The organism is Mesorhizobium sp. WSM4847, from assembly GCF_055811335.1.
Genome location: NZ_JBVVPY010000004.1, coordinates 247,414 through 267,974, shown reverse-complemented (window position 1 = coordinate 267,974; position 20,561 = coordinate 247,414). Strand labels below are relative to the sequence as shown.

24 protein-coding genes are annotated in these 20,561 nt (G+C 62.6%); 15 read left to right on the top strand and 9 right to left on the bottom strand.

Annotation, left to right across the window (positions count from 1 at the left end; translation table 11 throughout):
* The first annotated feature begins 4 nt into the window (after positions 1–4).
* The gene (locus AC0L28_RS07660; RefSeq protein WP_473476554.1) at positions 5–1,234 is read left to right on the top strand and encodes an NAD(P)/FAD-dependent oxidoreductase; all 1,230 of its coding nucleotides are present in this window, start codon (positions 5–7) and stop codon (positions 1,232–1,234) included.
* Between the two features lie 261 nt (positions 1,235–1,495).
* Here the strand turns inward: AC0L28_RS07660 and AC0L28_RS07655 are convergent, their stop codons facing one another.
* From AC0L28_RS07655 to hslV, 5 genes are all read right to left on the bottom strand, one after another.
* Positions 1,496–2,455, bottom strand: a complete 960-nt coding sequence (locus AC0L28_RS07655; protein ID WP_023796927.1) for a DUF1402 family protein — start codon at positions 2,453–2,455, stop codon at positions 1,496–1,498.
* 245 nt (positions 2,456–2,700) lie between these two features.
* A complete protein-coding gene (gene hslU, locus AC0L28_RS07650; RefSeq protein ID WP_023796926.1) occupies positions 2,701–4,014 on the bottom strand; it encodes an ATP-dependent protease ATPase subunit HslU in 1,314 nt (437 codons plus the stop codon).
* A gap of 4 nt (positions 4,015–4,018) precedes the next feature.
* A complete protein-coding gene (locus AC0L28_RS07645) occupies positions 4,019–4,618 on the bottom strand; it encodes a DUF2585 domain-containing protein (protein ID WP_023796925.1) in 600 nt (199 codons plus the stop codon).
* Positions 4,619–4,658: 40 nt separating this feature from the next.
* Positions 4,659–5,204, bottom strand: a complete 546-nt coding sequence (locus AC0L28_RS07640; protein ID WP_473476693.1) for a GNAT family N-acetyltransferase — start codon at positions 5,202–5,204, stop codon at positions 4,659–4,661.
* A gap of 73 nt (positions 5,205–5,277) precedes the next feature.
* The gene (gene hslV, locus AC0L28_RS07635) at positions 5,278–5,829 is read right to left on the bottom strand and encodes an ATP-dependent protease subunit HslV (RefSeq protein WP_023796923.1); all 552 of its coding nucleotides are present in this window, start codon (positions 5,827–5,829) and stop codon (positions 5,278–5,280) included.
* 239 nt (positions 5,830–6,068) lie between these two features.
* On the opposite strand from hslV, the gene hisB reads away from it, so the two are divergent.
* The 9 genes from hisB to coaA all read left to right on the top strand — a co-directional run bounded on the left by hisB (position 6,069) and on the right by coaA (position 11,875).
* Positions 6,069–6,668, top strand: a complete 600-nt coding sequence (gene hisB, locus AC0L28_RS07630) for an imidazoleglycerol-phosphate dehydratase HisB (protein WP_091592962.1) — start codon at positions 6,069–6,071, stop codon at positions 6,666–6,668.
* A 3-nt stretch (positions 6,669–6,671) separates the two neighbouring features.
* Entirely contained in the window at positions 6,672–7,148 is a 477-nt protein-coding gene (locus AC0L28_RS07625) for a DUF2628 domain-containing protein (protein ID WP_287213982.1), read from the top strand.
* A gap of 1 nt (position 7,149) precedes the next feature.
* On the top strand, positions 7,150–7,800 hold the full coding sequence (gene hisH / locus AC0L28_RS07620; protein ID WP_473476550.1) for an imidazole glycerol phosphate synthase subunit HisH: 651 nt from the start codon (positions 7,150–7,152) through the stop codon (positions 7,798–7,800).
* 4 nt (positions 7,801–7,804) lie between these two features.
* Positions 7,805–8,095 carry a DUF1330 domain-containing protein gene (locus AC0L28_RS07615; RefSeq protein ID WP_023796919.1) on the top strand — a complete coding sequence of 97 codons (291 nt, stop codon included), beginning with the start codon at positions 7,805–7,807 and terminating at the stop codon, positions 8,093–8,095.
* Between the two features lie 3 nt (positions 8,096–8,098).
* Complete coding sequence (hisA, locus tag AC0L28_RS07610) at positions 8,099–8,848, top strand: 1-(5-phosphoribosyl)-5-[(5-phosphoribosylamino)methylideneamino]imidazole-4-carboxamide isomerase (RefSeq protein WP_128168856.1); 750 nt, start codon at positions 8,099–8,101, stop codon at positions 8,846–8,848.
* Complete coding sequence (locus tag AC0L28_RS07605) at positions 8,845–9,681, top strand: arginase family protein (RefSeq protein WP_287071002.1); 837 nt, start codon at positions 8,845–8,847, stop codon at positions 9,679–9,681. Before hisA ends, AC0L28_RS07605 begins: the two co-directional genes overlap by 4 nt.
* The gene (hisF, locus tag AC0L28_RS07600; protein ID WP_473476545.1) at positions 9,681–10,472 is read left to right on the top strand and encodes an imidazole glycerol phosphate synthase subunit HisF; all 792 of its coding nucleotides are present in this window, start codon (positions 9,681–9,683) and stop codon (positions 10,470–10,472) included. The genes AC0L28_RS07605 and hisF overlap by 1 nt, the downstream gene beginning before the upstream one ends.
* Positions 10,473–10,564: 92 nt before the next feature.
* Complete coding sequence (locus AC0L28_RS07595; protein ID WP_023796915.1) at positions 10,565–10,891, top strand: phosphoribosyl-ATP diphosphatase; 327 nt, start codon at positions 10,565–10,567, stop codon at positions 10,889–10,891.
* A gap of 24 nt (positions 10,892–10,915) precedes the next feature.
* On the top strand, positions 10,916–11,875 hold the full coding sequence (gene coaA / locus AC0L28_RS07590) for a type I pantothenate kinase (RefSeq protein WP_287051301.1): 960 nt from the start codon (positions 10,916–10,918) through the stop codon (positions 11,873–11,875).
* 434 nt (positions 11,876–12,309) lie between these two features.
* Here the strand turns inward: coaA and AC0L28_RS07585 are convergent, their stop codons facing one another.
* The 4 genes from AC0L28_RS07585 to AC0L28_RS07570 form a co-directional block, all read right to left on the bottom strand.
* Complete coding sequence (locus AC0L28_RS07585) at positions 12,310–12,927, bottom strand: alpha-ketoglutarate-dependent dioxygenase AlkB (protein WP_473476541.1); 618 nt, start codon at positions 12,925–12,927, stop codon at positions 12,310–12,312.
* Between the two features lie 346 nt (positions 12,928–13,273).
* Positions 13,274–13,747 (bottom strand): peptidoglycan-binding protein LysM, encoded by a 474-nt coding sequence (gene lysM / locus AC0L28_RS07580; RefSeq protein ID WP_023796912.1) that lies wholly within the window; start codon positions 13,745–13,747, stop codon positions 13,274–13,276.
* A 180-nt stretch (positions 13,748–13,927) separates the two neighbouring features.
* Positions 13,928–14,365, bottom strand: a complete 438-nt coding sequence (gene arfB, locus AC0L28_RS07575) for an alternative ribosome rescue aminoacyl-tRNA hydrolase ArfB (RefSeq protein ID WP_023796911.1) — start codon at positions 14,363–14,365, stop codon at positions 13,928–13,930.
* 140 nt (positions 14,366–14,505) lie between these two features.
* A complete protein-coding gene (locus tag AC0L28_RS07570) occupies positions 14,506–16,116 on the bottom strand; it encodes a phosphoenolpyruvate carboxykinase (protein WP_023796910.1) in 1,611 nt (536 codons plus the stop codon).
* A gap of 344 nt (positions 16,117–16,460) precedes the next feature.
* Between AC0L28_RS07570 and AC0L28_RS07565 the strand changes: the two genes are divergently transcribed.
* From AC0L28_RS07565 to AC0L28_RS07545, 5 genes are all read left to right on the top strand, one after another.
* A complete protein-coding gene (locus tag AC0L28_RS07565) occupies positions 16,461–17,162 on the top strand; it encodes a response regulator transcription factor (protein ID WP_023796909.1) in 702 nt (233 codons plus the stop codon).
* A 142-nt stretch (positions 17,163–17,304) separates the two neighbouring features.
* Positions 17,305–19,086 (top strand): sensor histidine kinase, encoded by a 1,782-nt coding sequence (locus AC0L28_RS07560; protein ID WP_023796908.1) that lies wholly within the window; start codon positions 17,305–17,307, stop codon positions 19,084–19,086.
* Positions 19,087–19,186: 100 nt separating this feature from the next.
* Entirely contained in the window at positions 19,187–19,648 is a 462-nt protein-coding gene (locus tag AC0L28_RS07555; RefSeq protein WP_473476536.1) for an HPr kinase/phosphorylase, read from the top strand.
* Between the two features lie 162 nt (positions 19,649–19,810).
* Complete coding sequence (locus AC0L28_RS07550) at positions 19,811–20,212, top strand: PTS sugar transporter subunit IIA (RefSeq protein WP_027152037.1); 402 nt, start codon at positions 19,811–19,813, stop codon at positions 20,210–20,212.
* Positions 20,209–20,505 (top strand): HPr family phosphocarrier protein, encoded by a 297-nt coding sequence (locus tag AC0L28_RS07545; RefSeq protein ID WP_128244583.1) that lies wholly within the window; start codon positions 20,209–20,211, stop codon positions 20,503–20,505. Before AC0L28_RS07550 ends, AC0L28_RS07545 begins: the two co-directional genes overlap by 4 nt.
* The last annotated feature ends 56 nt before the right edge of the window (positions 20,506–20,561 follow it).

The following is a 20,561-nucleotide window of genomic DNA, read 5'->3' as shown; positions in this document are numbered from 1 at the left end:
GGTGATGGCGAAAGGAATGCTCATCATCGGCGCCGGCGAATGCGGCGGGCGGGCTGCCCTGGCGCTGCGCGATCTCGGCTATGATGGCCCGGTGACGCTGGTAGGCGACGAGCCGCATCTGCCCTATGAGCGGCCGCCGCTGTCGAAGGACGCGATGGCCGGCGATGCGCCGGTGATCAAGGCGATCGCCAGCGATGAGATCCTGGCCGAGAGATCGATAAGGCATATCCATTCGGTTCAGGCGGTGGCGATCGACCGCGCTGCTCATGTCGTGCGCCTGTCGGACGGCTCGGCGCTGCCATACGACAAATTGCTGCTGGCGACCGGTTCCCTGCCGCGCAGACTGCCAATGCCGGGCCTCGGGCCGCGTTGTGCCTATCTCCGGACCTTCAACGACGCGCTGGCAATTCGAGCCCATCTCCGCGCCGGAAACCGCATCGCCATCGTTGGCGGCGGCTTCATCGGTCTTGAGCTCGCCGCCGCAGCACGCAGACTGGGCGCAGTTGTCACCGTCATCGAGGCGCAGCCGCGCATCCTGATGCGCGGCGTGCCGGCCGAGATCGCCAAGATCGTCCACGAGGCGCATGAAGCCGAAGGCGTCAAAATCCTGTGCGGCGACGCAATCGCCGCGATTGCCGATGACGGCGCCGAGGTGAGCATCGCGCTTGCCGGCGGGCAGGACATCGTCGCCGACCTGGCGGTGATCGGCATCGGCGCTGTGCCGGTGACCGGACTTGCCGCAGAAGCGGGCCTGACGATCGACAACGGCATAGCCGTCGATGCCGAGCTTCGCACCAGCGATCCGGATATCTTTGCCGCCGGCGATTGCTGCTCGTTTCCGCTTGCCGTCTATGGCGGCCGGCGCGTGCGGCTGGAGGCCTGGCGCAACGCGCAGGAGCAGGGCGCGATTGCGGCCAGCAACATGCTTGGCGCCGGTGAGGCCCACTCGGCTGTGCCATGGTTCTGGTCGGATCAGTACGGCCTGACCTTGCAGATATCTGGGCTGTCGGACGAGGGCAGCAAGGTCGTGCGCCGCGACCTCGACGACGGCGCCTTCATCCTGTTTCACCTGGCGCAAGACGGCACGCTGGTCGCGGCGAGCGGAATCGGTCCGGGCAATTCTGTCGCCCGCGACATCAGGCTGGCCGAGATGCTGATCGCAAAAAGGGCAAAGCCGGCGCCTGAGGCGCTCGGTTCGCAAACGATCAAGCTGAAGTCGCTGCTGGCGGCGTGAGCCCGGTGCGTGCCGATTGTCGAAAGCAGGCGCCGCCCCTCATTGCCCTGCCGGGCATTTCTCCCCGTAAACGGGGAGAAAGAAGCTGGCCGCGACCCTGGCGTTCTTTCTGCAACCCTGGGCGATTGGCGAAATCCTTTGCGAAGGCGTCCTTCTCCCCGTCGCTATACGGGGAGACGTGCCCGGCAGGGCGATGAGGGGCAGCGCAAACGCCGAAGAGGCGACTTCGATTTCAGCTCGAAGGCCAGATCTCAACACCCACTAAAACAGCGCGTTGAGCTCCGGCAGTTTGTCGTTGACCAGCCAGCCATAGTAATTTTCCTCAGGCAGCTTCTCCGGTTCGCCCGCGGCGCGGCGCCTGTCGTTTTCGGCCTTCAGCGCATGGGCGCGCTGCTCAGGATTGCCGACATTGTAGAGCGTCGATGTGATGCCGGGATTGCCCGATATGTCGAAGCCGGCAATGCTCTGATAGGCATCGATCGATTTCCGGATCGTCGCCGCGACATAGTCCAAGGTCAGGTCCGGATCCATGATGGTCTTGTAGACCGCGTTCGGATCGCCGACGTCGAGCTTCGGCAGGCCGGACACCTGGTGCACGAGATCGCTCATCTGCAAGGCGGTCAGCGGATTGAGCTGGCCCAGGCCAAAAGTCTGGCCGGCATAATAGGGCTGGAAGAAAGTCGCGCCGAAGCGGTCGTCGGGGAAGCTCTCACCGCCGACAGTCTTGCCGCGAAAGGAAAGGTTCCACACCTGCTCGCGGCATTCCCAGAGCTCGTAACTATCCGATTTGCCGACGCATTCCTGGAATTGCGGCCGTTGCACGAAATCGGTGATGTCCTCGCCTTCGTAGGCGAAGGACAGCTTGCTCGACAGATAGGAGATCGCCTTGACGTAGTAGGTCTGCAGCCGGTCGTAGGCGTCGACATTGTAGGTGTGCTCGCCGACGATGGCGCCGACGATATGCATAGGATCGATGCCATAGGTCGCTGCTGCCTGCTCGATCTTGCCGCGAAGACCGGCGTCGTGCTGCAGCAGCGCATAGACCTTGCGGTATTTCGACTGGAAGGTGGTGTTGGTGGCCTGGGTGCGCCGGCTTGAGGCGCCCGGTATGTTGGGCTGCTCGACATGACTGTTGCCCGGCGGCACCATGGTCGCCGCTTCGGCGGCGAACATGGCTGTCGCCAGCGTCAGCCCGAGAGTGACGAGGATCGTTTTTTTCATGCGCCGCCGCCTGCAACAACGCATGACCCTCGGAACCGATTTTCGGGGGTCATGCGCAGAACCAACTGTACAGCGTCCTTTGCGCATCCAAAAAGCTGCGCGGCGCTGGTGTTGCCGGCAAACTAGGTAAAGCTGCAACGGGAGTCGAGAGCCCCGTCGCCCGGCAAGACAAAAGCTGGCCAGATGCTTCCATTTGGCCACACGTGCCGGCTCCGCCGGTCCGACTCTTGCGGATGGATCGCCTGCTACAGGATGAATCGCGACAGATCCGTGTTTCTCGACAGATCGCCGACATGCTTCTCCACATAGGCGGCGTCGACTGTCACCGACGTGCCGTGGCGGTCCGGCGCGTCATAGGAGATCTCGTCCAGCACCCGCTCCATCACCGTCTGCAGCCGCCTGGCGCCGATGTTCTCGACGCTGGCGTTGAGATCGACGGCGATGCCGGCCAGTGAATCGATGGCGTCGTCGGTGAAGACGAGATCGACGCCCTCGGTCTTCATCAGCGCGATGTACTGCTTGATCAGGCTGGCCTCGGTCTCGGTCAGGATGCGCACGAAATCGTCCTTCTCCAGCGCACGCAGCTCGACGCGGATCGGCAGACGGCCCTGCAGTTCGGGCAGCAGGTCGGATGGCTTGGCAACGTGGAACGCGCCCGATGCGATGAACAGGATGTGATCCGTCTTCACCGGTCCGTATTTGGTCGCGACCGTGGTGCCTTCGACAAGCGGCAGCAGGTCGCGCTGCACGCCTTCGCGGGAAACACCGGCGCCCATGCCGCCTTCGCGCGAGGCGATCTTGTCGATCTCGTCGAGGAAGACGATGCCGTCGTTTTCGGTCGATTCGAGCGCCCTGCGCACCACCTCGTCCTGGTCGAGCAGCTTGTCGGACTCGTCGCCGACCAGCACCGCGTAGGATTCCTTCACTGTCGTCTTGCGGGTCTTGGTCTTCTGGCCGCCCATCGCTTTCGACAGCATGTCGTTGATGTTCAACACGCCGATATTGGCGCCCGGCATGCCGGGTATCTCGAAGCCGGGCATGCCGCCAGTGCCGGTATCGCTCACTTCGATCTCGATCTCCTTGTCGTCGAGCTCGCCGTCGCGCAGCTTTTTGCGGAAACTGTCGCGCGTCGCCGGGCTCGCCGTCTTGCCGACGAGCGCTTCGAGCACGCGTTCCTCGGCATTGATATGGGCGCGCGCCTTGACGTCCTCGCGCATCTTCTCGCGCACCAGGCCGATGGCGATCTCGACCAGGTCGCGGATGATCTGCTCGACGTCGCGGCCGACATAGCCGACCTCGGTGAACTTGGTCGCCTCGACCTTGACGAACGGCGCACCGGCAAGGCGCGCCAGGCGGCGCGATATCTCGGTCTTGCCGACGCCGGTTGGGCCGATCATCAGGATGTTCTTCGGCATCACCTCTTCACGCATCTGGCCTTCGAGCTGCTGGCGGCGCCAGCGGTTGCGCAAGGCGATGGCCACGGCGCGCTTGGCGTCCTTCTGGCCGATGATGAAGCGATCGAGTTCCGAAACGATTTCGCGGGGCGAGAATGTGGTCATATCGCTAAATTCCACTTTGCCACTGCCGGATGGACTCGAACGGATGCAGCAGCATGATCACGTTGAGTGTCAGATTGTCCCTGATGATGTAGCCGACACCGAATTCGAAGATGAGAGCGAGGGTCACGATCACCCATATAGGAAGCCTGCGCGCCATCACAAATCCCAGCACCATCGCCAGCGTGTCCGCCACCGAATTGATGATGCTGTCGCCGTAATAGTCGAGCGAGATCGTGCCGGCGCGGTAGCGCTCGATGATCAACGGGCTGTTCTCGAGAAGCTCCCAGCCGCCCTCGATGACGACCGCAAATGCCAGCCTGAGCCCGATCGGCGAGCGCGGGAACAGAGCCCACGCCAGCGCGTAGAACAGGAAGCCGTGGATGAGGTGCGAGAATGTGTACCAGTCGGAAATATGCTGGGAATTCTCCGAACTCTGCACGATGCCGTGCCACAGCTTGACATAGCCGCATTCACAGATCGGCGTTCGGCCCATGCCGTAAAGGGCTCCAGCCTGGAATATAATCAGGCCGAGGACGAGCAGAAGTCCCATCCGCCAGCTGTCTTCATAGGCCGAGACGGTCTTGTCGGCGCCGCTTGTACTCATGCTGTTACTGCCCCTCTTCGGCGCCTTATTCGGCGTCACCCTATTCGATATTGCCCTCTTGGGCGTCGCCCTCTTCCGCGTCGCCCGCTTCGGCGTCAATTGCCATCAGCACGGCGTCGCCAAATTCCGATTGCCTGCGATCGATAGCTCTGAACCCGGCCTTTTGATAGGCACGGATCGCTCGTCCGTTGGATGGATCCGGGTCGATGATGACACGCGGTGCCCCTTCCTCGAACAGCTGTTCCACGAACTGCCGGACAATTGCCGAGCCGTGGCCGCGTCCGACAAGCTCGGGCCTGCCGATCGACAGATCGATGCCGAGCGTGCCGAAAGGCTGGTCGCTGTAGGGGTGGCCGTCCTCCAGATGCGGATCGTAGCTCTGCATGTAGCCGATCGGCTCGCCGTCGAGCTCGATGATCAGCGGCTCGACGGAAATGCTGTCGATGTGCTCACGGATCTGGGCGATCTCCGTCTCGGGATCGTCCCACCACTCGGCGACATGCGGCTCGGCCAGCCATGCCGCGATCATCGGCAGGTCCGCCTCGGTCACCGGTCGAAAATCATATCTATTTTCTCGTTTGGCCATGATCTCCTGCGAACCGAAGGTCAGCGAAGCAAAAACCGGTTTCCACTTTTCGGGATCATGGCCAGCGGCCGGCTCAGCCGGCATCGAGGATTTCGATGACAAAATTGTTGTTGGTGTAGACGCAAATGTCGGATGCGATCTGCATCGCCTTGCGGGCGATTTCTTCGGCATCCTTGTCGGTGTCCATCAGCGCGCGCGCCGCGGCCAGCGCATAATTGCCGCCCGAGCCGATCGCCATGACGCCATGTTCGGGTTCGAGCACGTCGCCGGTGCCGGTCAGCGCCAGAGAGACCGACTTGTCGGCAACCAGCATCATCGCTTCCAGCCGGCGCAGATAGCGGTCGGTGCGCCAGTCCTTGGCGAGTTCGACGCAGGCCCGCGTCAATTGCTCAGGATATTGTTCGAGCTTGGCCTCCAGCCGCTCCAGAAGCGTGAAGGCGTCAGCGGTGGCGCCGGCGAAACCGGCAATGACATTGCCGCTTTTGCCGATTCGGCGCACCTTCTTGGCGTTGCCTTTCATGATCGTCTGGCCAAGGCTGACCTGGCCATCACCGGCGATCACCACCTTGCCGCCCCTGCGCACGGTCAGGATCGTCGTGGCGTGCATGGTCAGTTCGTTCGACATCTCTGCTCCGATCAGCACCGGTCCCGACAAGGCGATTGGCGCATTACGAGTGACTTGATCGACCCTATGTATGCATAGGTCCGACGATTGCCAACCGGTCATCGGCCTGGCTCGATACTGCTTGGCACGGCAACTGGCAATCACCGGATCATGCTGCTAGAAGGCTCTCGTTTTCAAGCATGTGGACGCTTTCAAGCATGTGGACGCTTGGAACGCCTGAACTCTGGACAAGGATGAACATGCCGCCCCGTTCCGCCAACGCAAGCCGCAAGACCAGGGAAACCGACATCTCCGTATCGGTCCAGGTCGACGGCTCGGGAAAATCCGATATTTCGACGGGCGTCGGCTTCTTCGATCACATGCTGGACCAGCTGTCGCGCCATTCGCTGATCGACATGACGGTCAAGGCCAAGGGCGACCTCCACATAGACGATCACCACACGGTCGAGGACACCGGCATCGCGCTCGGTCAGGCGCTGGCCAAGGCACTAGGCGAGCGGCGCGGCATCATGCGCTATGCCTCGATCGATCTCGCCATGGACGAGACGCTGACGCGCGCGGCGATCGACGTTTCCGGCCGTCCTTTCCTTGTCTGGAACGTTGTGTTCTCGTCGCCGAAGATCGGCACGTTCGACACCGAACTGGTGCGCGAATTCTTCCAGGCCCTGGCGCAAAATGCCGGCATCACGCTGCATGTCACCAACCACTACGGCGCCAACAATCACCACATCGCCGAGACCTGTTTCAAGGCGGTGGCGCGTGCGCTGCGTTTCGCGCTTGAAAGCGACCCGCGCCAGCCTGACGCGGTTCCTTCCACCAAGGGATCTCTGAAGGGATAGGCCATGGCCGTCTATGTCGTGATGGAACCGCCGGGCCGCGGCGAAAAGCCTGACACAACGGCCTTTGTCCGTGATGGGTTTTCCTGGCTTGGCTTCCTCGTGCCGCCGCTATGGCTGCTCTGGCACCGGTTGTGGATCGAGGCAGCACTGGCGTTTGTCGCCATGGCTCTGCTTTCGATGCTTGCCGAAGGGCTGAGCCTTGGGCTGGCCGGCCCGCTGCTGTCGCTGCTGGTATCGCTCTATGTCGGGCTGGAAGGGCAGGCCTTGCGGATCGCCGCACTGCGCCGTCGTGGCTGGCACGAATGGGGCGTCGTCGAGGCCGACAGGCTCGACGATGCCGATACGCGCTATGTGCTGGAAGCCGAAGCGCATGCGGATGAGCCAGCGCCAGTGCCGCGCATCGTTCCGGACGCTGCCCATGCCCGGCCGGCACAGACGGGAATGGTGCTCGGACTGACGCACACGCCGGGAAGACCCTGACATGCGGGTCGCGATCATCGATTACGGCTCGGGCAACCTGCGCTCGGCCACCAAGGCCTTCGAGCGCGCCGCGCATGAGGCCGGCATCGCCGCCGCCATCGACCTGACCGCCGATGCCGAGCGTGTCAGAACCGCCGACCGCATCGTCCTGCCCGGCGTCGGCGCCTATGCCGATTGCGCGGCCGGGCTGCGCGCTGTGGCCGGCATGTGGGAAGCGGTCGAGGAGGTCGCGGTCGTCAAGGCGCGGCCGTTCCTCGGCATCTGCGTCGGCATGCAGCTGATGTCGGAGCGGGGCCTGGAAAAGACTGTCACGACAGGCTTTGGCTGGATCGCCGGCGACGTCAAGGAGATCACTCCGGCCGATCCTGCGCTAAAAATCCCGCAGATCGGCTGGAACACGATCGAGCTCACGCGCAAGCATCCGCTGTTTTCCGGCATTCCGACAGGCAGCAAGGGGCTGCACGCCTATTTCGTTCATTCCTACCATCTCGACGCGCAGAAGCCGGACGAGGTGCTGGCGATTGCCGACTATGGTGGTCCGGTTACAGCTGCTGTTATCAGCGACAATCTCGCCGGCACGCAGTTTCATCCCGAAAAGAGCCAGGCGCTTGGCCTGGCGCTGATCACCAATTTCCTGCGCTGGAGGCCCTAAGAAAATGAGCAAGAAAGGCTACTGGATGGCGATGGTCGATGTCCGCGATCCCGAGGGCTACAAGCAGTATATCGAGGCGAACGCGGCGGCTTTTGCGAAATATGGCGCGAAGTTTCCCGTGCGGGCGGGGCGTTATGCGAACCCGGAAGGGCCGACAGGCAACCGCCACGTCCTGGTCGAGTTCGAGTCCTACGACAAGGCGATAGAATGCTACGAATCGCCTGAATACCGGGAGGCATTGAAGTACAGGCTTGCCGCCTCGACCGGTCACTTCGTCATTGTTGAAGGCGCCTGAACGGTGATCCTGTTCCCGGCCATCGACCTCAAGGACGGCAAGTGCGTGCGCCTGAAGCACGGCGATATGGCGACCGCGACGATTTACAATGACGACCCGGCCGCGCAGGCCAGGGCTTTCGAGCAACAGGGCTTTGAATGGCTGCATGTCGTCGACCTCAACGGCGCCTTCAAGGGCCAGAGCGTCAACGGCGCGGCGGTCGGCGCCATTCTCAAGGCATCGAAAAACCCGGTGCAGCTCGGCGGCGGCATCCGCACCCTGGCGCAGGTCGAGGACTGGCTCGATCGCGGCCTGGCCCGCATCATTCTCGGCACGGTGGCGGTGCGCGATCCGGATCTGGTCAGGCAGGCCTGCAAGGCATTCCCCGGCAAGATCGCCGTCGGCATCGACGCCAAGGGCGGCAAGGTGGCGGTCGAGGGCTGGGCCGAGGCCTCTAGTCTCGGCGTCATCGAACTGGCGAAGAAGTTCGAGGGCGCCGGCGTTGCCGCCATCATCTACACCGACATCGACCGCGACGGTGTGCTGACCGGCATCAACTGGGACGCCACCATCGATCTTGCCGACGCCGTGTCCATCCCGGTCATCGCCTCCGGCGGGCTCGCCTCGATCGCCGACATCGTGCGCATGACGATGCCCGATGCGCAAAAGCTCGAAGGCGCCATCTCAGGGCGTGCACTTTATGACGGACGTATCGATCCGGCCGAGGCATTGGCGATCCTGGCGGCCGGACCGGAGAAGGCGAGGGCGCGATGAAACTCTCGATCATCCTCGCACCCTATGACAGCGGCCTTTACCATGCCGGCTTTGGCCAGGGCCCCGACGCCATCATTGCCGGCGGCCTTGTCGATGAACTTGCCTTGCGCGGCCATGATGTCATCGTCGAGGACATCGGCGAGGTCGGCGATGCCCAGAGACGCGAAATCGCGACAGGTTTCGCGGTTTGTCGGGCAGTCGCCACCAAGGTCGACATGGCGCGCGACGATGAGCGTTTTCCCATCGTGCTCGCCGGAAATTGCCTGACCGCCGCCGGTGCGGTGGCTGGCGACGCCGCTGATTCGATCATCTGGATCGATCAGCATGGCGATCTCAACACGCCCGAGACGTCGGCCTACGGCTTTCTCGACGGCATGGCACTGGCGACGACGCTGGGGCTCTGCTGGCGGCCGATGACGTCAGCGATTCCCGGCTTCCAGGCGATCGACCCGTCGCGCTGCATGCTGGTCGACGCGCGCGACCTCGATCCAGATGAAAGGCGGCTTCTCGAGACATTGCCGATCATTCGCGCCCAGTGGACCGATGCACTCGACAATGTCGGAAAGCTCAAGGCGGCCGGCGCGGCCCAAGCGCATTTGCATCTTGATCTGGATGTTCACGATCCGGATGTGCTGCAAGTGAACCGCTATGCGCTGCCGGGAGGTCCAAATCCGGAGCAGCTGCGGCAACTGGTTTGCGGGCTGGCCAAGTCGATCCCGATCGTCGGCATCACCCTGTCCGCCTACGATCCTGCCTTTGACGCCAAAGGCGAGGTTCCGCCTGTCGTTGGGCAATTGCTTGGCGATTTTCTTGCCGCGCATGCGAGGATCTGATGCTGAAAGCCCGCGTCATCCCCTGTCTCGACGTCAAGAACGGCCGCGTCGTCAAAGGCGTCAATTTCGTCGACCTGATCGATGCCGGCGATCCGGTCGAAGCGGCCAAGGCCTATGATGCCGCCGGCGCCGACGAGCTCTGCTTCCTCGACATCACCGCCTCGTCCGAAAATCGCGAGACCATCTTCGACATCGTCGCCCGCACCGCCGAGCAATGCTTCATGCCGCTGACCGTCGGCGGCGGCGTGCGCCAGGTCGCCGACATAAGAAAGCTGCTTTTGGCCGGCGCCGACAAAGTGTCGATCAACACGGCGGCGGTGAGGGATCCCGATTTCATCGCCGAGGCGGCCGACAAGTTCGGCAACCAGTGCATCGTCGTCGCCATCGATGCCAAGATAGTGTCAGGCGAAGGCGAGGCCGACCGCTGGGAGATTTTCACCCATGGCGGCCGCGAGAAGACCGGCATCGACGCGGTCGAATTCGCTCGGCAGATGGTCGATCGCGGCGCCGGCGAGATTCTGCTGACGTCGATGGACCGCGACGGCACCAAGGCCGGCTACGACATCGCGCTCACCCTCGCGGTCGCCGACGCGGTGCGTGCGCCGGTCATCGCCTCCGGCGGCGTCGGCACGCTCGATCACCTGGTCGAGGGCATTCGCGACGGCCATGCCGGCGCGGTGCTGGCGGCATCGATTTTCCATTTCGGCACGTACAGCATTGCTGAAGCCAAGTCGCACATGGCCCGAGCCGGCCTCCCGATGCGACTGGACTCGTCAGGGGATCGGCTCTAAAGCATGATCCCGAACCGAAGGTCCGTGCGCCAGCCAAAAGGGGGAACCGGTTTCGGAAAAGATCATGCTTAAACAAGCAGATAGATGGCGCCATGGCTGAGTTTTCGCTCTCCGATCTGGAGACAATCATCAGGGAACGCGCGCATTCCGGCGATCCGGATTCGTGGACGGCAAAGCTGTTCGCGCGCGGCATCGACAAGGCGGCGCAGAAGCTCGGCGAAGAGGCGGTCGAAACGGTGATCGCGGCCGTTGGCGGTGACAGACAAGCCCTCGTTTCGGAAAGCGCCGATCTCATCTATCATTGGCTCGTTGTTCTGGGCGTCGCCGGCGTTCCGCTTGCCGATGTCCTGACCGAACTCGAGCGCCGCACCGGTCGTTCGGGCATCGCCGAAAAAGCGTCTCGGCAGGACCGGGGCTGATCGCTGCGGAGGGCAGGAAACTCGATGGACCAGCTCGCCCCCACCGAGAAATATTCGCCCTTCCGTTTTTTCTCGGCGGAAGAATGGTCGCAGTTCCGCGCCGATACGCCGATGACGCTCGGCGAGGACGAGATCCGTCGCCTGCGTTCGCTAAACGATCCGGTCGACCTCGAAGAGGTCAAGCGCATCTATCTTTCGCTATCTCGGCTGTTGTCGGCCCATGTCGAGGCCAGCCAGCTGCTGTTCAGGCAGCGCCAGGCCTTCTTCAACGCGGTGGATGTCGTCAAGACGCCCTTCATCATCGGCATTGCCGGCTCCGTCGCGGTCGGCAAATCGACCACGGCGCGCGTCCTCAAGGAATTGCTGGCGCGCTGGCCGTCGAGCCCCAAGGTCGATCTGATCACCACCGACGGCTTCCTGCTTCCCAACGAAATCCTGCGCCGCAACAATTTGATGGAGCGCAAGGGCTTTCCCGACAGCTACGATGTCGGCGCCCTGCTGCGTTTCCTGTCGGGCATCAAATCGGGGCAGCGCAATGTCCGCGCGCCAGTCTATTCGCACCTGACCTATGACGTCGTTCCCGGCGAGTTCCAGACCATTGACCGGCCGGACATATTGATCTTCGAAGGCATCAACGTCCTGCAGCCGGGCAAGCTGCCAAAGGACGGCAAGATCGTGCCTTTCCTGTCGGATTTCTTCGACTTCGCCATCTATATCGATGCCGAAGAGGAGCTGATCCATCAATGGTACATCGCCCGCTTCATGCGGCTGCGCGAGACCGCCTTCCGCGATCCGGACTCGTTCTTTCACCGCTATTCGCAACTTTCGCAAGCAGCGGCCCGCGCCATCGCCGAAGGCCTGTGGGCCAACATCAACCTGAAAAATCTGCGTGAGAACATCCTGCCGACGCGAGCCCGCGCCGATCTCATCCTGCGCAAGGGCGCCAATCATCTGGTCGAGGAAGTGGCGCTCAGGAAGCTGTAACGAAGCGGTTAACGGCGCCTTAATGCATGTCGCGCAAAAGTGTGCAGCGGTTTTGCGATAACGACATGCATAAAACAATAACCTGAAGCGCGTCGCATGAGGCCGGTCACTGCATAGCGCCGGCCTGACATTTCCACCTGGCGCGGAACGCTCGCTCCGCGCCGGCTTCTCAAATTCGCCTCGGTCGGACTTGCGGCCACAGTGCTCTATGCGCTTTGTGCCTGCCCCTTCACCAGTGCCGCGTCAACATACCTGTCACCGGCCACAGCCTCCGTCGCCGCCTATGCGGTCGCGGCAATCTTTTCCGGTCGCTCAGTCGCGGGCCTCGGCCGTGACACGAAGCGGGTGCCGGTTTTGGGAAAATCCGATGCCTGAAAAAAGTGATGAACGGCGATACGGCTCGACTTGAAAGTCCGCGCTTTTGCGCGACAGCATTAGCCAGGATAGGTCACCCGCCGCAGCGTCAGATTGATCCGCCCGCCGTTCCTGAGCAGTGCCGAGGTCGATGGATAGATACGGTCGACGCCGTGGAAACACAGGCGGCCTTCGCCGCCAAGCACGACGACGTCGCCGCTTTTCAGCCTGAACGATTTGGTGCCGCCTTCGCGCGTGCTCTGGCCGACCCTGAACAGGCAATCGTCGCCCAGTGAAACGGAGACGACCGGGGCGGAGAAATCGATCTCGTCGCGGTCCTGATGAAGGCCCATCTTCGCGTCGGGCGAATAGAAATTGACCAGGCAGGCCTCCGGCGGATGGGGATAGGCAGACACCTCGCGCCACAGCTCCAGCAGCACGTCCGGGATCGGCGGCCAGGGCGTCCCGGTCACCGGGTGCGTCGGCTGGTAGCGATAGCCGTGCTGCTTGTCGGTGACCCAGCCAAGCGAACCGCAATTGGTCATGCGCACGCTCATCTCCTTGCGGGTGCGCGGCATCGCCGGCACGAACAGCGGCGCTTCCTGCACGACCTGCCTCACATCCTCGACCAGCGCTTCCTGCACCGCGCGGGATAGGTAGCCGGGCATGTGGCGGACGCCTCTGGGCAGAACGAGCATCAGCTTGGTCGCTTCATCGGGTTCATCTGGCGGACAATGCCACCAACAAACAAGAACGGCGACCCGAAAGCCGCCGTTCTTGTCCTTGGATGGCAATCGCCAGCTTAAGGTGTGGTGAGATTCAGGTCAGGCCGAGCCGAAAATGGTGGTTTCAGAGAACCGGAGCGGAGCGTACTTAAGTACGTGAGCCCGCGCATGACCCCGAAATCGAGATCGATTTCGGAAAGGTCATGCACAAAATCAAGGTTCTACAGCGTCCTTTGCGCGCCCAACAAGGCGCGCGGCGCTGTAGTAAGCGCAGGAAACCGCCGTTTGCAGGCCGGCATCACCTGAATATCAACATACCTTAGTCGAGATCCGGGATGCGCAGAACCTGCCCCGGATAGATCCTGTCCGGGTCGGTCAGCATCGGCTTGTTGGCCTCGAAAATGATCGTGTTCTTCGCACCCTTGCCCTTGCCATAGCTCTTTTCCGCGATCTTCCAGAGATTGTCGCCTTTCTTGACCGTGTAGAAGGTCGGTTGCTTGGCCGGGGCTGCGGGCGTGCCGGCCTCGGGTGCGGCGACCTGCAATTCATCCGCCTGCACCTTGGACACGCCGAGCGTGTTGCCGACGGCGATGATGGCTTTTTCGAAGATCGACTGATCCTTGACCACGCCTTTCAGCACAGCCGTATCACCCTTGACGTCGACTTCCACATTGTCGGTGCCGAGCGCGTGCGAATCGAGTTCCTTCTTCAGCGTATCGGCGGTCGGCTCCGGCTCATCGTCGCCGAAGCCGAGCTTCTTGCCGACGTCCTTGACGAAATCAAACATGCCCATCTGGGGTCTCCTTGCTGTGACGAATACCGAACTTGCCACCTGCAACCTCGAATTGGAAGCGGTCTCGACCGCGATCGATGTCGCGCCCGCCGCATCGGCCCAAAACTCGGAATCGATTTTTGGAAAAGCACGATGCGTGGCTGCCAGAGCGCGCACCCTTTGCGTCCGGGTGGACGCGTGTCAATCGTCGTCCACGCGACCGCGCAGCTTCTTGATCGTGCCGCGCCCAGCCTTGGTCTTCAGCCGCCTTTCGACCGCGCCTTTCGAAGGCCTCGTCTTCTTGCGCGGCGGCGGCGGCGGTTCGGCGGCCTTGGCGACCAGTTCCGCAAGCCGCGCCCGGGCGTCCGCCCGGTTCTGCTCTTGCGTGCGGAAGCGACCGGCCTCGATGACGATGACGCCGTCCTTGGTGGCGCGCTGGCCGGCCAGCCTTATGGTTCGCTCGCGGACGCGCTCCGACAGGCCCGGCGCATTCGCTGCATCGAAGCGCAATTGCACCGCCGTCGCCACCTTGTTGACGTTCTGGCCGCCGGGGCCGGACGAGCGGATGAAGTCCTCGTGCAGGTCATCCGGATGGATCACCGCATCGTCGGCAATGATGATCTTGTCGTCGGCGTTCATGCCGCAGTCATGGCGCGGCGAACGAAAAAAGAAAAGGCCCGATCCCCGGATCGGACCTTCCCCCGGGTCGGGCCTTCCCGATCCCGGTCCCGGGTCGGGCGTTCCCGACCCCGGTCCGGCGCCTCGAGATGCAGCGGCGACTATTCCGCGGCTTCGCGCATGCGCGGCGCGGCGCCGAGCACGATGGCGTCGACATGCGGTTCGAATTTTTCGAAATTGACGGCGAACATGCCGACCAGCCTCGCCGCCTGCAGGTCATAGGCTGAGGTATCGGCCCATGTCGATCTTGGATCGAGAATGGCACGGTCGACGCCCGCGACCGCCACCGGCACCTCGAAACCAAAATTGGCGTCGGTCCGGTAATCGGCCCCTTTCAGCGAGCCGTCGAGCGCCGCGGCGAGCAGCGCCCGCGTTGCCTTGATCGGCATCCGCTTGCCGGTGCCGTAGGCACCGCCGGTCCAGCCGGTGTTTACCAGCCAGCAATCGACACTGTGATGGGCGATCAGCTCGCGCAGCAGATTGCCGTATTCCGACGGATGGCGCGGCATGAACGGTGCGCCGAAACAGGTCGAAAACGTCGCTTCGGGTTCGGTGACGCCCTTTTCGGTCCCTGCCACCTTGGCGGTGTAGCCGGAGAGGAAATGATACATCGCCTGCGCCGGGGTCAGCCGGGCGATCGGCGGCATCACGCCGAATGCGTCGGCGGTCAGCATGATGATGTTTTTCGGGTGACCGGCGCGGCCCGTCTTGCTGGCGTTGGGGATGAAGTGGAGCGGATAGGCGCAGCGCGTGTTTTCAGTGAGATTGCCGTCGTTGAAATCCGGCACGCGGCCGGCGTCGAGCACCACATTCTCCAGCACCGTGCCGAAGCGTTGGGTGGTGGCGAAGATCTCCGGCTCGGCTGCGGCCGAGAGCTTTATCGTCTTGGCATAGCAGCCGCCTTCGAAGTTGAAGATACCATGCGGACCCCAGCCGTGCTCGTCGTCGCCGACCAGCGTGCGCGACGGATCGGCCGACAGCGTCGTCTTGCCGGTTCCCGAGAGGCCGAAGAAGATCGCCGCGTCTCCGCCGGCGCCTTCATTGGCCGAGCAATGCATCGGCATCACGCCCTTCGCCGGCAACAGATAGTTGAGCACGGTGAACACCGATTTTTTCATTTCGCCGGCATAGGAGGTGCCGCCGATCAGCACGATCATGCGCGTCAGATCGACGGCGATCACCGTTCCGGTTCGGGTGCCGTGGCGGACGGGATCGGCACGGAACGACGGCAGGTCGATGATCGTCAACTCGGGCACGAAATTCTCGAGCTCGGCGGCTTCCGGGCGAATGAGCAGATTGCGGATGAACAAGGAGTGCCAGGCAAGCTCCGTGACGACCCGGGTCGTCAGCTTCAAGTCCTCATCGGCGCCGCCGACCAGGTCCTGCACATAAAGATCCTTGTCCGCCGCGTGGGCGCGAAAATCGGCGAGCAGCGTGTCGAACTGGACCGGCGAAATCGACTTGTTGTTGTCCCACCAGACATGCGGCCCGGTGGTCTCGTCGCGGACGACGAATTTGTCCTTGGGCGAGCGGCCGGTGTGCTGCCCGGTCTCGGCGACCAGTGCGCCATGCGCGGTAAGCCGGGCCTCGCCGCGGCGGATCGCCTCCTCGTAAAGGACCGCCTCGCCGAAATTATAGCGCACCGCGCCGGTGGTTTTCAGGCCGATCCGGTCGATCGCCCATGCGGGATTGCGTTTGCCGGCTTCCGACATGAGGGGTTCCTTCTTCGATTGCAGCATCCTGGCCGGCGAACTTCCGGAGCCCCCAACGATGGAGACTGTAACGGTCAGAACCAGAAAAGCCAAATGATATCAAATATTTAATCGATTTAAATATTTTGAAAGTTGTTTAAATCGTTTATATGTGCGAAAAATCAGGCGGGTGCCCAAAGGATTGGCGGTCTGTATCGGTCCAATCCATGTTGAGGTGAGATTGTGGCCGCCGGCATGCCGCTCGTGACAGCGGACGAAGCCTGTGCCACATTTTGTACCTAATTTGTCCTGCAAAAGCCCCTTCTCGACCAAAGAAGGGACAGCTCATGAGGGAGCCACTTGAAATGGCAACAATCGCGCTTGTCGACGACGACCGCAACATTCTGACGTCGGTGTCGATCGCCCTCGAATCGGAGGGGTATCGCGTCGAAACCTATACGGATGGGGCGTCGGCGCTGGAAGGTCTGGCGGCGCGCCCGCCGAATCTCGCCATCCTCGACATCAAGATGCCGCGCATGGACGGCATGGAGCTTCTGCGCCGGATGCGCCAGAAATCCGACCTGCCGGTGATCTTCCTGACCTCCAAGGACGACGAGATCGATGAGCTTTTCGGCCTCAAGATGGGCGCCGACGACTTTATCCGCAAACCCTTCTCGCAGCGTCTTCTGGTCGAGCGGGTTCGCGCCGTGCTGCGCCGTGCCAGCGCCCGCGAGGCGTCGGCCAAGACGCCCAACCAGCAGGCCCGTTCGCTTGAGCGCGGCCAGCTTGTCATGGACCAGGAGCGCCACACCTGCACCTGGAAAGGCGAGCCGGTGACGCTTACCGTCACCGAATTCCTGATCCTGCATTCTCTGGCCCAACGCCCCGGTGTGGTAAAAAGCCGTGATGCGCTGATGGATTCGGCCTATGATGAGCAGGTCTATGTCGATGACCGCACCATCGACAGTCACATCAAGCGCCTTCGCAAGAAGTTCAAGGCCGTCGATGATGACTTCGAGATGATCGAAACCCTTTACGGAGTCGGATATCGGTTTCGCGAAGCGTAAATAGGCAATAGGCAGTAGGGAATAGTCGGTAGTCAGTTTTGAATGGTTGCGAACGGCCACTCAGCATCGCCGCGACCTCAGCCAACCATTTCTCTATTCCCTACTGCCTACTCACTAATTACTAAGCGGGGGCTGCTATTCGATGGCAGTGGACGTAGAGCGAGTGAGACGGACGGGCGCCCGGCGCCCGTCGCGGATTCTGCCCGCATTCCTGTCGAGGATCACGGTGCCGATGCGCCGCTTCCTCGGCCACCATATCTTTTCCAGCCTGACGCGGCGCATTCTCTTCCTCAACCTCGCCGGCCTGGCCGTCCTGGTCACCGGCATTCTCTACCTCAACACGTTTCGCGACGGGCTCATCGATGCCCGCGTCGAGAGCCTGATGACCCAGGGCGAGATCATCGCCGGCGCGATCGCCGCATCGGCGACGGTCGAGACCGATTCGATCAGCATCGATCCGGAAAAGCTGCTTGAACTGCAGGCCGGCGAAAGCCTGGGCCCCGGCTCCGATCAGCTCGACAATCTGGACTTTCCGATCAATCCTGAGCGCGTCGCGCCGGTGCTCAGGCGCTTGATTTCGCCAACGCGGACGCGCGCCCGGATCTATGACCGCGACGCCAATCTGCTGCTCGATTCGCGCCACCTCTATTCGCGCGGCCAGATCCTTCGCTACGATCTGCCGCCGACCGACAAGGAAGAGCCCGATCTTCTCGAGCGAATCCAGAAATTCGTCTTCGACTTTTTCCGCAACACCGCGCTGCCGGTCTACCATGAGCAGCCGGGCGGCAACGGCGCTGCATTTCCGGAGGTGGTCAAGGCGCTTACCGGCAGCCCGTCGACCATCGTCCGGATCTCCGAACAGGGCGAGCAGATTGTTTCGGTCGCCGTGCCGATCCAGCGCTTCCGCGCCGTCCTCGGCGTGCTGATGCTGTCGACGGAAGGCGGCGACATCGACAAGATCGTCGCGGCCGAGCGAAAGGCGATCCTGCGCGTCTTCGGCATCGCCGCCCTTGTCACCGCCATCCTGTCGATGCTGCTTGCTTCGACCATCGCCAACCCGCTGCGCCGGCTGTCGGCGGCGGCGGTCAGGGTGCGGCGCGGCGTCAAGAATCGCGAGGAAATCCCGGACTTCTCCGATCGGCAGGACGAGATCGGCAATCTGTCGATCGCCGTGCGCGACATGACCAATGCGCTCTACGCCCGCATCGAGGCGATCGAAAGTTTCGCGGCCGACGTCTCGCACGAATTGAAAAACCCGCTGACCTCGCTGCGCAGCGCCGTAGAGACCCTGCCTCTGGCCAAGAACGAGGCGTCGCGCGCCCGGCTGATGGAGATCATCCAGCACGACGTCCGGCGGCTGGACCGTCTCATCACCGACATTTCCGATGCCTCCCGCCTTGACGCCGAGCTCGCGCGCGAAGACGCAGGAACCGTGGATCTCAAGAAATTCATCACCGATCTGGTCGACGTTTCGCGCACGGCCACGCGCAACAAGAAGACGGTCGATATCGAGTTCAAGGTCGCCAAACTGCCGCAGGGCGTCAAAGGCTATTTCGTCGCCGGCCATGATCTGAGGATCGGCCAGGTCATCACCAACCTGATCGAGAATGCCCGCTCCTTCGTTCCTGAGGAGCGCGGCCACATCGCCATATCGCTGGCGCGTGCCGGCAAGGTCAACATCATCACCGTCGACGACAATGGTCCCGGTATAAGGGCCGACAACATCGACCGCATCTTCGAGCGCTTCTACACCGACCGGCCGGCCGGCGAGGCGTTCGGCCAGAACTCGGGTCTTGGCCTGTCGATCAGCAGGCAGATCGTCGAAGCCCATGGCGGCACGCTGACCGCCGAGAACATCCCGGGCACCAAACCCGGCGAGATCAAGGGCGCGCGTTTCGTCGTGACACTGCCGGCGGAAGGCTGACGCATGATCCCGAAAAGTGGGAACCGGTTTTCGGACAAGATCATGCGTGAACCAAAAAGCATGATCCCGAAAAGTGGCGACCGGTTTCCGGACAGGAATCATGCCTGAGCCGACTGTGAAGGCTGAAAACATTCACGGCACGGCGATCCTGATCGGCGAGCGTGGTGTCCTCATCACGGGACCGTCCGGGTCGGGCAAGACGACGCTGGCGTTCGCCCTCATCGATCATTGCCGCCAACGTGGATTGTTTTCGCGGCTGATCGGTGACGACAGGCTTCTCGCGGCCGATCACGCGGGGCGGCTGGTCTGCCGGGTGCCCGCTCCCATCGCCGGCCTCGCCGAGGTGCCCGGATTCGGCCCGCGGCCATTGTCGTTCGAGCCCGGCGGCGTCATCGACCTTTGCGTCCGGCTGGTCCCGGCAAGCGAAATGGACCGCTTCCAGGAAGATGCCAGCGAGTTCATCGCGGGCTGCCCGCTGCCGCGTATTGATCTTGCCGAACGCAATGTTCCGGCGGCCCTGCCGGCCGTGATGGCGCGGCTGCCAATTGCGCCTTTCGTATGATGCGATTTCGAATTGTTGCTGCAATGCGTCAAAATGGCCTGCGCCTGTGCAATTTTGGGCTTGTCAACGCGCCTCGCGTCGACAAGATAGCGCTCCCGCCGCCTGAAAAGGCCGGCGAGCATGAAACGCCTGTGAAGCGGCGATGACGGGAGCCACCAAAGAATGATCGGACTCGTGCTTGTAACGCACGGTCAACTGGCCGCCGAATTCCGCCATGCCGTGGAACATGTCGTCGGGCCACAAGACAGTTTCGAGACCGTCGCGATCGGCGCCGATGACGATATGGAGCAGCGCCGCAGCGACATCATCGATGCCGTTGCCCGTGTCGACACGGGAGCGGGCGTCATCGTTTTGACAGACATGTTCGGCGGCACGCCTTCCAATCTTGCAATTTCGGTGATGGAATCCGGTCGTACCGAGGTCATTGCCGGCATGAACCTGCCGATGCTGATCAAGCTGTCCAGCATTCGCAAGGGCGACAATATGAGCGCAGCGCTGGACGAGGCGCAGGCGGCCGGCCGCAAATACATCAATGTCGCCAGCCAGCTTCTGAGCAGCAAATGAGCGCGCTGTCGGCCAACAAGGGTGACATCGTCCGGGAATTTCCAATCGTCAACCAGCGTGGCCTGCATGCCCGCGCCTCGGCAAAGTTCGTTCAGGTCGCCAGCGGCTTCAACGCCTCCGTCCAGGTCGAGAAGGACGGCGTCACGGTTGGTGGCACCTCGATCATGGGCCTCATGATGCTGGCGGCAAGCCCCGGCTATTCGATCCGCGTCACCGCCAGCGGCCCGGAGGCCGAGCAGGTGATCGACGCGCTGGAGCAGCTGGTCGCCTCCCGCTTCGGCGAAGAGTCCTGACGCCTGGAGCGCGTCGCGGCTGAACCCGATTTCGCGCCGGCGCGCCTCTGAGGACA